The organism is Serratia sp. H1w, assembly GCF_000633355.1.
GTDB lineage: Bacteria > Pseudomonadota > Gammaproteobacteria > Enterobacterales > Enterobacteriaceae > Chania.
The window spans coordinates 1-10,365 of sequence record NZ_AYMQ01000053.1 but is presented as its reverse complement, the minus strand read 5'-3'; the positions used below and the strand labels follow the sequence as shown (position 1 = coordinate 10,365).

The 10,365-nt window shown below is 54.1% G+C and carries 11 protein-coding genes; 9 read left to right on the top strand and 2 right to left on the bottom strand.

What is annotated here, in order from left to right; genetic code table 11:
- Positions 1–217: 217 nt before the first annotated feature.
- Positions 218–1,093: a GTPase family protein gene (locus U869_RS0111715; RefSeq protein ID WP_025122877.1), complete on the bottom strand. Its 876-nt coding sequence runs from the start codon at positions 1,091–1,093 to the stop codon at positions 218–220.
- Between the two features lie 84 nt (positions 1,094–1,177).
- Positions 1,178–2,095 (bottom strand): hypothetical protein, encoded by a 918-nt coding sequence (locus U869_RS0111710; protein WP_025122876.1) that lies wholly within the window; start codon positions 2,093–2,095, stop codon positions 1,178–1,180.
- A 408-nt stretch (positions 2,096–2,503) separates the two neighbouring features.
- Here U869_RS0111710 and U869_RS0111705 point away from each other — a divergent pair, with 408 nt between their 5' ends.
- The 9 genes from U869_RS0111705 to U869_RS0111665 form a co-directional block, all read left to right on the top strand.
- The gene (locus U869_RS0111705; protein WP_025122875.1) at positions 2,504–2,710 is read left to right on the top strand and encodes an AlpA family transcriptional regulator; all 207 of its coding nucleotides are present in this window, start codon (positions 2,504–2,506) and stop codon (positions 2,708–2,710) included.
- 97 nt (positions 2,711–2,807) lie between these two features.
- Positions 2,808–3,404, top strand: a complete 597-nt coding sequence (locus tag U869_RS0111700; RefSeq protein ID WP_025122874.1) for a hypothetical protein — start codon at positions 2,808–2,810, stop codon at positions 3,402–3,404.
- Positions 3,405–3,604: 200 nt separating this feature from the next.
- Entirely contained in the window at positions 3,605–4,183 is a 579-nt protein-coding gene (locus U869_RS0111695) for an inovirus-type Gp2 protein (RefSeq protein ID WP_025122873.1), read from the top strand.
- A 144-nt stretch (positions 4,184–4,327) separates the two neighbouring features.
- Positions 4,328–4,903 carry an inovirus-type Gp2 protein gene (locus tag U869_RS30015; protein WP_025122872.1) on the top strand — a complete coding sequence of 192 codons (576 nt, stop codon included), beginning with the start codon at positions 4,328–4,330 and terminating at the stop codon, positions 4,901–4,903.
- A 163-nt stretch (positions 4,904–5,066) separates the two neighbouring features.
- Complete coding sequence (locus U869_RS0111685; RefSeq protein WP_025122871.1) at positions 5,067–5,330, top strand: PAAR domain-containing protein; 264 nt, start codon at positions 5,067–5,069, stop codon at positions 5,328–5,330.
- 64 nt (positions 5,331–5,394) lie between these two features.
- The gene (gene tssC, locus U869_RS0111680; RefSeq protein WP_025122870.1) at positions 5,395–6,855 is read left to right on the top strand and encodes a type VI secretion system contractile sheath large subunit; all 1,461 of its coding nucleotides are present in this window, start codon (positions 5,395–5,397) and stop codon (positions 6,853–6,855) included.
- A gap of 24 nt (positions 6,856–6,879) precedes the next feature.
- The gene (tssF, locus tag U869_RS0111675) at positions 6,880–8,622 is read left to right on the top strand and encodes a type VI secretion system baseplate subunit TssF (RefSeq protein ID WP_051590099.1); all 1,743 of its coding nucleotides are present in this window, start codon (positions 6,880–6,882) and stop codon (positions 8,620–8,622) included.
- A complete protein-coding gene (gene tssG, locus U869_RS0111670) occupies positions 8,619–9,647 on the top strand; it encodes a type VI secretion system baseplate subunit TssG (protein ID WP_037439062.1) in 1,029 nt (342 codons plus the stop codon). Before tssF ends, tssG begins: the two co-directional genes overlap by 4 nt.
- Positions 9,648–9,667: 20 nt before the next feature.
- A partial coding sequence (locus tag U869_RS0111665) for a type VI secretion system baseplate subunit TssF (RefSeq protein ID WP_025122844.1) occupies positions 9,668–10,365 on the top strand: 698 nt, incomplete at its 3' end.

Below are 10,365 nucleotides of genomic sequence, written 5' to 3'. Positions count from 1 at the left end.
AAGAAAACCGGGGCGGTTCAGTATTCTCCATCCTGTTAATAGGCTGAAAATTAAGTGATTAGTGTAACGAAGGGAGAGGACAGGGTATGGACACAGGGAGGCGTATTTTTTCAGTACAACGAATACAGTTGTGATGCGCCCTTAAGCGTTACCAGAGGATTGACCGCTTATTAATTGAACGCCGATCGGACAGGGAGTGTCCGTCATGCGAGGTTTGTCAGAAGAAAATCCAGTCCCAGACGGCACGGGCGAGCGTCACCACCGCTTCCCGCACAGTGCGAATAACAGTTCGAACAGGAGCAGGCAGAAAAGACGACGACTCCACAGTACCAAACACCTCACTCACTGCACTCCCAAAGCGCTCGCGTGCCTGCTTTTTTACCGGTTCGGTACAGAGCCTCCCGTGTAGTTGTGTCGTCAGTGGGCTGGTAGCCCGGTCAGGCAAGCTGCACATCATATGCCCCACCATCGCTTCCATCCCCCATCCGGTTCGGGCCGACACCACGCATACAGGATGGTGTGGCAAAAACAACTGATGGACAGCGCTACACTTAGCTTCAATCGTTAACTGCTGGTCCGGGGAAGGCATGTTGTCGGCGATGTTCCATCCGTGGCAAGGTTCGGCCTTATCGGCCTGATTGACTACAAACAACACCCGGTGCTGATACGCCAACATTACCTTTCGATAGAAATGCTCATCCACCGACAGAGCACGATCATCGGCTTTGATGACCCACAGAATCAGATCCACTTCAGGCAGGACACGGCGATACAGCGCAGTGTATTCATTGTCGCGTTGCTCACTTTCGCCAACGCCGGGTAAATCGACAATCATTAGGTTGTGAGAACCATTGTTGAGCCGAAAACGCAACGCGTCGCGGGTACATGCTTCAACATCACTGACCAGCGTTACCTCGCCTTGGAACAGGGCGTTACAGAGGCTGCTTTTACCGGCACCGGTTTTACCCATGATAGCGATCACCGGCTCGTACTGCGTAAGACTGCGGAGGCGTTCGAGAATGTGGTTGCGGATGGTGTGAGGCAGAGAAGCCAGTGGCCTCTCAATAGCCTGAAGGCCGTCAGATTTTTGCATACGGAGATCTCAGCATGAAAAACAAAAAGCCCCGCAATCCGGTAAGGATGCGGGAGGATTCACGGAGATAATATCTATCTGAAATTATTTGGAATGCTTAAGTCTTTGATACTCTTCCACGATTAAATCGTGCAATAATTCACCGGTATTTCTCCGCCTGAGCCGCGATAATGTTTTGAGGTACTCTCTTGTTTTTACATCAAGAAAAAACTGAACATTGATTTTTTCTTCCTGGTTTCTTTTGTACTTCCGCTGAGCTTTGGCTTTGTTGAAGCTATTTCTGAATTTTTGAACTTCGCTAGACAATGTGAGTTCATCAGTAACCCAAATATCGAATGAAAGGTTGATTGCATGATAGATATCGGCAGAGCCAGGAAAATCGATTAAGTTTCCTAGAGCGATACTTTTATCTTTCAAATAACTCCATGTCCATACGCATTCGTGTTCGTCTTCCGGGAAAAGATAATTGAAGGGGATTTTTGTTTTGAACGCCCTTATCCAGCGGATTTTAGTCTCCTCAATCCAGTTATTCCGCAACTGTTTGTCTGAGAGAAGATCGAGAGTTCTAAGTATCTGCCTTATCTGCGCAGACGAATCTGACGGGAAGCCCCTTCCTTCTAAATACTCTTCTTTAAAAGAAAGCCGCCCCCTATCAAACAGATCTTGTTTTATTTTAGTATCGTTATCTTTGATAAATTTCATTAGTTGATACCAAGAAAACAAACATGCCCGCTCATTACTTCCTATCCATGCTATTTTCTCTAAAGGCACTAGTGAAGCTTTGCACTTTAAACGCATATCAGAAATAAAGTTATCAAACTCGAAATCTGAGAGCCTTGAATTCAGGTTTTCTCTGTTTTTTTTGATGTAAGCGATAAAACTTTCCGGATTATCACAAATATCAGGTGGAAGTACAGAGATTTGACGCCCATTCATAAAATGAGAATAAAACGCATTCTCCCTCTCATTTAGAACTTTATCTGACAAAATTTTCTGATTCATCCTTTACCCAATCAGTTCAAAAAACAAACATAATAAGGTGATAATAACATGATAAAACGAAGTTTACATTGATATTTTAAGGTTATAAATTTACTTAGGACCTGGTTACTGTATGGCAAAAAAGACAGATAATGACGGCGCAATGGGAGGTATGACTTTCTTCAACACACTGATAACCTATCAATTCCTGTCATCACATGCGATGATGCTATTGGTGTCTTAGAAGTAAAGATCTGCAAAGGTAGCAAGCGAGGGCCATAACGATATGAACATGTCCACCCGTCAGCTAGAAACATGGAGGTCAACGTAACTCTCTTTTTTTACGTATCAGCCGGTTGGTATGCCGGAGCAGTGGTCGTAATCAAATATCACGAATCCGGCTTACCCTTCATAACCGGAGAAACAATCATGAACGCTCGTCCTTCTCTTATCGAAGACCAATGTGTCGACATGGCATTTATCACCAGTCTGACAGGACTGACAGACAAATGGTTTTACAAGCTCATTAAAGACGGTGTCTTTCCTAAACCAATCAAACTGGGTCGAAGCTCCCGCTGGCTTAAAAGCGAAGTCGAAGCCTGGCTTCAGGAACGTGTTAACCAGTCCCGCAAATAAACCTCTCCCCTAACTAAACCCGCAGCATGAAAATGATTATCCGGCTACCCCGGAGGTTTTCTGCTGCCTGTCATTCCAGTCAGAAGGAATATGCACCATGAAAGACTATAAACCCCGTTACGAAGAGCTCTACAGATATTACCAGACCTGGTTGACAGGTTTTACGAAGCTAATGGTCAGCCAGGGCATGTGCCATCAGAATATTTACCATCATCATACCCTGACGGTAGGCTGCCTTAAATTTCCTGGGAAAGAAGCTGTTATTGCCATTGTGCCCCACTGCATACACCGACTTATTTACGGAAAAGCAGCGGCAGTATCATTATCGATCGATGATGACCTGAGCGTAAGCTTATTCACACAGGAGCACTTGTTGGCCCACCACCCCATGCTTGAAGGTGTTTTGCTTTCTGAATGCGCGCGTTTAAAACAACGCTCGCTGGCAAATAAGCTCATCAGCCTGTTTCGGCAGTTCAGCGGCAATGAGCTGCGTCTGAAGCTTGTCTGGCTGTGCTGGTATGATTTGATGCTGGGGAATAACCTGGAAGACTGGACTGAGAAACTCCGGTTCAAAAAGAGCAAAGAGGTGGATATCTGGATTAACGAAAGGCAGGCAGAGAATCCAGCCCTTACCAACATGATGGACGAGTATCTCTGCTTCGCATGGCGAACGACAGCCGAACCATTGAATTAGGCTTGATGCCTTGTTCTGTAAGGGTTCTTAGGATGCCTTGGGAGTTAAAATTAATATCGGTTAATTAATATTATTAATAGGCACTCCCTTTTTACAACCACTCCAGTAACTCCTTGCAGATCATCCTGTCAATCGTCCCTCTTCAAGGGGTTACCTCCATCTCTCCTGCTGGTCTCTACCAGCTACCAAGAGTTAATCATATGAATACTAAACTAACCTGGACGCCAGACTGGTTTCTGTCGTCTGTCCTAGGCTGGCATACCGGGGAAATGGTAAATCGCTATGCCTGCCTGCTGGCTATCCGTATAGACCTGTTCTATCGGCACCACACAACCCAATATCATCAACAGGATCACTGCCAACTGGAAAGGGATATCCGGTCACTGATGAACAAAATGATGAACCTTCAAGCAGTAGTGGGGTATTTCTGGGTCATCGAGTGGACAGAGGATCATCACTACCATGGTCATGTGGTCTTCTGGCTGGATGGTAATCGAACCCAAACTCCCTACCCCTGGGCAGAGAAAGCGGGTGAGTTCTGGAACGTTATTACCGATGGCGATGGCTGGCATCATCGCTGTGAATTTAAAGAGCATTACAGGGCCAATATCAATATCCCGGTGCACTACAACGATCCAGACAGCATCACTAACATCCGGCTGGCACTGGAATATCTGACTAAGACTCAGCAGAAAGAGGGATTGTTACTTCACGGCTGTAACGAGGTGCCTGAACGCCCGCTAACGGGTCGCCCACGGCTTCCGCCAGCACTCAGCTAAATATGTTAAACGCCTGCAGTGGCGTGACTACGCCACTGATATCCGCTGTCAGCGTAGCTGCTTCAGGAAGTCTAGGGCATATCGGCGTGCTCACGATTTAATTACGTAGCACTCCCTTCTTTTGACCCCGACCAGAGATATCCCATGGAACGACTTAATGAAAAACTGACAGATGCGCAGTTGATCCATCGTGAACTACAGGCAGCCATTGACCATTACCCACGACTGGCGGCTTTTCGGTTTAGCTTGCGACAACCCGATGTTGACGCATTGCGACTTCCTGAAGAGGCTGTCGTGCAATTTATTCATGCGCTTCAGCAGATGACCCATCAATACATCGAGATACGGCAATCAGAAGGCAAAGCAGCACCACCCACTATGCTCAGGGTATTATGGGGGATGGGTACCTCAAGCGATATTCAGGTCATGCTGATGCTCAATCTCAGTACGTTCTGTTGCAGGCAACAGCAGGAAGGCGAGGAAACGGTTCTGGCTCTCATTCGTCAGGCATGGGCTGCTACCTATAGTGATACCCCGTTTACAATGGAGTCCCAGGTTTTCTTTCCATTAGAACCGTGTTTTTTGGCCTGTCGCACAATACCGGCCAAATTTACTGCGCAACACGAAGTGCTGAGAAATATCGCCAGGCAACTTCCTGCGCCTGTTGCCTTCTACCGGATGCAATGCGTAACGCAGAACAATAGCGGTCGGTTTATCTGACCAACGTTCGCGAACCCAGCAATGCAACAATGGCCCGGATTGCCCTCAAAGATTGGCATCCCTCACATTGCGTATAATATTCATTAGAAATTATTACCATTCTGCTTCTTTCGATTCAAAACATCCTGTAATCTGATAAGAAATTGCCAAGTATGGAGGGCGTATGGCAGGGAAGGCCGTCATTTTACAAGGCGACAAAACCTCTCATGGGGGTGTGGTACTTCAGGGATCTTCAGCCATGCAGTTCTGCGGAACCAACGTAGCGCTGGTGGGGCATTTGGTGTCCTGCCCGCAATGCAAAGGCGTATTTCCCATCGTGATGGGGGCCTCAACCGCACAGGTCGGTGGGGTACAGGTGGCAGTGGAGGGAATGAAAGCCGCCTGTGGGGCCGAGTTGATAGCTTCACAACATGAATGTAACGCCTGACGGGGATTTCGTTCAGCGCTAATCACTCCGCCAGAACGGCAGGAGCACAGGGAGCAAGGATGCCGTGGCAACGTTAGACACCTTAGAGACCGAACCCGCCGTTTTTCAACCGCACTGCCCACGGGTTGCCTGGCTACTCGCACCGCTGAACGGCAGTGAATATACGGTCAGCTACGCGGATATCGCGCTGTTACTGGGCACCTTGCCGGAGCAAGGCCGTGACGTCGCCCTCAATATTCTGCTGATTGACCGTCTGCTACGGGAGCTGGATAAGCGTCTGAGCGCACAGATGGATGCCATCCTGCATGCCCCCGAATTTCAGCGGCTGGAATCGACCTGGCGTGGGCTGTCCCTGCTGGTGGATAACATCCCGTTTCATGAAAACATTCAACTGACGCTACTTCATGCCACCCAGGAAGAACTGCGGGCGGATTTCGAGTTCTCCATCGATATCACCTCGTCGGGCTATTATCGCCATGTCTATTCGGCAGGCTACGGCCAGTTTGGCGGGGTACCGGTGGCGGCGGTGATTGGCTGCTACGATTTCACCCCCGGTACTGCCGATATCAAACTGTTGCACTACCTGAGCGTGGTCAGCGCTATGGCGCATGCGCCGTTCTTGTCGGCGGCAGATGCCCGTTTCTTCGGCGTCGATACTCTGGCCGATTTACCCACCCTTCTTGACCTGGATGCGGTCATGGCCTCGCCGACACACCTGCGCTGGCGGGCACTCAGAGACACCGCCGATGCCCGTTACCTGGGGCTGACGGTGTGCCGTTTTCTGCAGCGTGAGCCGTACACCCAGGCGTCACAGCAGGTCCGGCAGTTTACCTATCAGGAACAGGTGGCTTCTCATCAACATCTGCTGTGGGGCAACAGCGCTTTTTTGCTGGCCATCTGCCTGGCGGGCAGTTTTGCCCGCTATCGCTGGTGCCCGAACATTATCGGAGCCGACAGCGGCGGGGCGTTCCGCAACCTGCCTGCTCAATACTACCCGGCGCTGGGGCGTTGGCAGGAAAAAATCCCGACCGAGACGCTGCTCTCAGACCAGTGGCAGTACACCTTGTCGATGGCGGGCTTCATTCCGCTCGGGGTGCGCAAGCAAGGGCAGGACGTGGTGTTCTATTCCGCCAACTCCGTCCAGTCGCCACTCGAGACAGATAACACGCCAGAAGGGATGAACGCCCGGGTCAACGCACAGTTGGGGGCGCAGTTGCCTTACCTGTTTATCATCACCCGACTGGCGCACACCATCAAGGTGCTGCAGCGTGAACGGCTGGGTGGCTGGAAAAATCGCGGTGACCTGCAGCTTCAGCTCAATAACTGGCTCAAACGGTTTGTCTCCGATCAGGAGAACCCACCTGCCAGTGTGCGCAGCCGCCGCCCACTGCGCGCAGCCCGCATTGAGGTGCAGGAAGTGGAGCACGACCCAGGCTGGTATCTGACGCAACTGCATGTGCAGCCGCATTTCAAGCACATGGGCTCCAACTTCGTCCTCGCCCTGACCGGGCGTCTGGATAAATAATCTTACAGACAGGACGTCTTCACCATGAACCGGGATAAAAATCGGCAATCCTCTCAGGCGCGTCGGCGCAACGCGTTACACCAGGCAGCCAAGACACTGCAACAGACGCATGCGCCGCTGGTTTCGTTTTTAACCGCCTCCGGTCACGACCCCGATGTAGAGCGGCAACTGGAGGGGATGGCCTGGATGAGCGGGCAGTTGGAGGGGCAGTTGGCCGACCAGTTACCGGTCCTGACCCACCATATGCTGACCCTGCTGTGGCCCTATTTTCTGCGCCCGACGCCCAGCATGACCGTACTGGAATGGCAGCAGGATTTTCAAACCGACCCCGCGCAGGCCTGCACCCACATTGCCAAAGGGGCCACGGTGGTCAGTGTCCCGCTGCCGGTCACCACCGGTAAGGAGACGCTGCGTTGCCATTTTCGTACCTGCCGCGATACCCGGCTGTGGCCGCTCCAGGTACAGGCGGTCAGCCGCGAGCAACGCCACGGCCACGACAGCCTGTGCCTGCACCTGGTCACCACGGCGGATCGGCCGCTGGATCTCAGCACGTTAAATGGGTTGCGGCTGTATCTGGGAGAGGACGGCCACACCGGCAAACAGTTGCATTTATGGCTGAGCGAATACCTGAGCCTGGCCACGCTGGAAGTGAGCGGCAAGAGCTGGCCACTGCCGGAGTTGGCGCTCACCCCAGTCGGTTTCAACGACGACGAGGCGTTGTTGCCCTGGCCACAGAATGCCGATCCGGGCTATCGCCTGCTGCAGGAACACGCCTGTTTCCCCAGCGCGTTTTTATTTATGGACGTGACGGGCTTCCCCAACCTGCCTCCGCTGTCGGCCTCGCACGGTTTTACCCTGCGGTTTACGTTCTCCCGGCCCTTGCCGTCCGCACTGGTCATCAACCGCCAGACGGTGCGCCTGCATTGTACCCCGGCCATCAACCTGTTCAGCCATTACAGTGACGGCGTCAGCCTGGACGGCACGCAGTCCGAACTGCCGCTCACCCCCAGCGTGCGCCACCCCGAAGATTACGACGTGTTCTCGGTGGATGAGGTAGCTGGTGTGTCAGAACAGAGTGATATCCCTCGACACTATCTGCCGTTTGAGCGCTTCACCCATCAGCAGGGCGCGGGGTATTACCATTCACGGGTCACGCCATCCTCGGCAGGCGGCTTGAACCATCATCTGGTGTTGGTGCGCCATGGTGAAAACCTGGACAACCTGCCGCCGGAATCGGTGTCGGTACGGCTCACGTGCAGCCACCGCCGCTTGCCGTTGCAACTGAAAGTGGGTGACCTGCGTCAACCGGCCACCGGCTGCCCGCCAGGTGTACGTGTCCACAATATCACCCGCCCGTCGGTACCGTTGAGCCCCCGGCTGGATGCCACCTTGCAGGCCGCGCTGCTGCGCAACCTCTCGCTGAACAGCCGTTCACTGCTGACGCTGACGGCATTGCGACAGGTGTTGAGCGCCTGCGATCTGCCCGCCTGGCACAGTGAACTGGCGGCCGGGGTCTCCCGGCGGCGCAGAGCCGGGTTACTCACCCTGACCGTGCGCCCGGCTGAACGCATTGTCGACGGTGTGCCCATCGATGGCCTGGCCTCGGAGCTGCGTGTGCAGTTACAGGGGGCATTTGATTCGGAAGGTGAGCTGTATCTGTATGGCCGGGTGTTGGCGCACTTCCTAGCCCAGCGCGTCAGCGTCAACCATTTCCATACCCTCACCGTGATCAACCACGATAACCAGGAGGCTTACCGATTTCCATGATCCCCACTGCAGAGCAGGAGCAGCAGCTCCAGGTGATCGCCGAAAACGCCAGCCAGTATGACTTTTACCGCCTGGTGGAAGGGCTGAACCGGCTGGCAGGACTCGATCCGGCCCGCACGCTCGGCCTGCCGCCGAACCGGGAGGCGTTGCGTTTCAGCGCCGCGGCCGGGTTGGGCTTTGCCGCCAGCGATGTGGTTGAGCTGCACCATGAACCGGGTGGTCCGTTGCGTCTGACGGTGAGTTTTCTTGGCCTGCAGGGCAGCCAGTCACCCTTGCCCTATTACTATCTGGATGACATTGCGAGCAGCACGGCGCAGGGGGAGACACGGCTCAATGCGTTTCTGGCGGTGTTCAACCACCGGCCACTGTCTCTCGCGCACCAGATTTGGCGTAAGTACCGCTATGAGATCACCTTTAAACCGGGGGGCCGCGATGCAACCTCGGGACGTATTTTTGCCCTGATCGGCCTGGGCCATCCACAGACACGCGAGCAACTGGGCATCAATGCCGAGGCCATGCTGGCCTACGCCGGTCTGTTGGCCTCGCCGGGCCGCTCGCCAGAGGTGATCGCCCGGTTGGTGGGCCACTTCTTCTCGCTCTCGGACGTGACGGTGCAGTCTTGCATGCCTCACATCATGACGCTGAGTGACGAACAGCAAAATCGCCTGGGGCAGGTCACCGCCGTGCGCGGACAACGCCATCAACCCCGTTCACTGCTGGGGGGCAATTTTGTCATTGGCAGCCGGATGCGCGATCGCAGTGTCAAATTCCAGCTGTCGATCAACGAACTGACCCAGGAACAGTACCTGACGTTCTTGCCTGGGGGGACGCAGCATCGCCTGTTGGTCAATTTTGTCGAATACATCCTGCGTGAACCGCTGGTGTGGGATCTGCGTCTGACGCTGGCCCAGCAACAGGCCGGGGGATTGAAGCTCGGCGATCCCCAGCGTACCCAGTTGGGCTGGACCACCTTTGTGGGGCAGCCTGAAGCGAAGCCTTACACCCTGTTGCCTGTCCGCAGGTAACCCACGTCAAGGATTGACCGATGAACTTTACCGATCACCTTCGAGAAGAACATGCTTACCTGCGGGCACTGGCGGACAAGGTGGCGCAGGAAAGCCCGGCATTGGCCGCGCAGTTGGGCCGCCATGCCGGCGATCCGGATGTGGAATGCCTGATCCAGGGGGCGGCGCTGCTCAATGCCGGGCTGCGCCAACGGCTGGAAGACGGTTTCCCCGACGTGACGCAGGGGCACCTTTCCCGTATCTGGCCCTTCCCGTTGCGGCCCATTCCGGCCTGTGGCGTGGTGAACATCAGCGCCAAGGCGGGCACGCTGGATGCGCCGTTGACGTTGCCCGCGGGCGAGTCGCTTTCCCTGTCAGCTGACGGCCGCACGCAGGTATTCCAGACCTGTCATGCCCTGACGCTGCAACCCTTGGCCCTGATTGACCGGCAGTTGATCGTCACCAATGCCCACAGCGAGATCCACCTGACGTTTCACTACCAGGGACCGGGGGACGTGTGGCCAACCCAGCCGCTGTCACTGTTTCTGGGCGACGATCCACAAGTGGCGGCGACGCTGACGCTGTGGTGCGAACAGCATCAGGGCCGGCCGGTCTTGCAGGTGGAAGGACGGCAGACGGTGCTGGAAACGGTGATTTCAGCCCCGCAGCCTGATGCGAATAATCGCATTCTGCCCCACGAGGGGGAAACCACCTGGGCGTTGCAAAGCCTGGCCGAGTA

Coding starts and splice junctions, on each gene's coding strand:
- U869_RS0111695 (WP_025122873.1), top strand. CDS start 3,605: ATGAATACTAAACTAACCTGGACGCCAGACTGGTTTCTGTCGTCTGTC.
- U869_RS0111700 (WP_025122874.1), top strand. CDS start 2,808: ATGAAAGACTATAAACCCCGTTACGAAGAGCTCTACAGATATTACCAG.
- tssF (WP_051590099.1), top strand. CDS start 6,880: ATGAACCGGGATAAAAATCGGCAATCCTCTCAGGCGCGTCGGCGCAAC.
- U869_RS0111710 (WP_025122876.1), bottom strand. CDS start 2,095: ATGAATCAGAAAATTTTGTCAGATAAAGTTCTAAATGAGAGGGAGAAT.
- tssG (WP_037439062.1), top strand. CDS start 8,619: ATGATCCCCACTGCAGAGCAGGAGCAGCAGCTCCAGGTGATCGCCGAA.
- U869_RS0111685 (WP_025122871.1), top strand. CDS start 5,067: ATGGCAGGGAAGGCCGTCATTTTACAAGGCGACAAAACCTCTCATGGG.
- U869_RS0111715 (WP_025122877.1), bottom strand. CDS start 1,093: ATGCAAAAATCTGACGGCCTTCAGGCTATTGAGAGGCCACTGGCTTCT.
- U869_RS0111705 (WP_025122875.1), top strand. CDS start 2,504: ATGAACGCTCGTCCTTCTCTTATCGAAGACCAATGTGTCGACATGGCA.
- U869_RS30015 (WP_025122872.1), top strand. CDS start 4,328: ATGGAACGACTTAATGAAAAACTGACAGATGCGCAGTTGATCCATCGT.